This window comes from Hymenobacter terricola (assembly GCF_017921975.2).
Taxonomy (GTDB): Bacteria; Bacteroidota; Bacteroidia; order Cytophagales; family Hymenobacteraceae; genus Hymenobacter; species Hymenobacter terricola.
On sequence record NZ_JAGEMO020000088.1, the window covers coordinates 1 to 1,082 of the forward strand.

Below are 1,082 nucleotides of genomic sequence, written 5' to 3' on the forward strand. Positions count from 1 at the left end.
ACCACGGTGTTGTTATCGGCGACCAGCGTCTTTTGGCGGCGTAAAAACCCCTCGGCGGTCAGTTCCGGCCCGTAGCCGTCGCCGTCGGCGGCGGCGGCGTACATGGTAATTTCCACGTCGATGTAGGCCGCGCACAGGCCGGCCTCGTCCTGGCTGTGGCGCAGCTGGATGAACCGGGCCTGTTGCTTGAGCCGCGTGCCCAGCACGGCGCGGTCGGAAACGGGGATGACGATGAGCGGGGTTGGGGCGCTAATGAGGGCCATGGCAATGACAATAAGAGAATGAGTTATGCGGGAGCGATGACCGTGACGGTGCCGTTGCTGCCCTTGAATTTTAAGGTGCCGTTTTCAACGTACAGCGTGCCGCCGCCGGCCGGCGTGGCGGGCTCGGATTGGTTGGCCAGGAAGGCGCGGCCGTTCACGCTGAGCTGCTCGGGTACGGATTGCAGCGTGTAGGGAATGGCGGTGCCAAAGTCGCCCACGGCTACCCGTTTGTTGGCCGCGACGCGCAGCGAGGGCGCGTAGTTACCGTCCGTGCTGCCGGTGATGAACGCCAGGCACTGTCCGCCGCTGCCCTCGTAGATGGCCCCGAACGAGGTGCGGTCGGAGGCCCACGCGCCGCCGCTGTAGCTGGAGTACCCCGTGAGGCCAATCAAGTCGCCGGCCTGTACAGCGGTCGGCGCGGCGGCGGAACCCCGCGACTTGCGCACCAATTGATACGCCGCCTGCGGGCCGTCGTTGTGTTGCGCGATGGTAAGGCCTCGCGGCGCCACGGGGGCTTCGCACACCGCCGCCAGCTCTGCCCCCGTAATGGTAAAAGCCGGCGCGCTCGCCACGGCGCTCCCGCCCGCGCCAACGACGAGCTGGCCCGAGGCCAGGGCCGCTGCGGCGCTCACGTTACCGGAACCGCCGCTTACGCTGCCCGCGTTGCTGCCCCGCGCCACCACCACCCACTGAATGGCACTGCCGGCCTGGTCGCTGCTCCTCTGGTTGCGGTAGGTGTAGGACAAGAGGAGCGTCTCGCCGGGTTGGAGCGCAATCGGGTTGCCGGTGCCGACAGCGGGGTACACCGTCACCGGGCTG

The 1,082-nt window shown here is 67.9% G+C and carries 2 protein-coding genes; both read right to left on the reverse strand.

All coding sequences use genetic code 11. The features are described from left to right. Positions 1-263: hypothetical protein (locus J4G38_RS24735; RefSeq protein WP_210522249.1), on the reverse strand; the 263-nt coding region annotated here is incomplete at its 3' end. A gap of 23 nt (positions 264-286) precedes the next feature. Next, positions 287-1,082, reverse strand: a 796-nt coding sequence (locus J4G38_RS24740) for a hypothetical protein (protein ID WP_210522250.1), incomplete at its 5' end; no start/stop codon positions are given.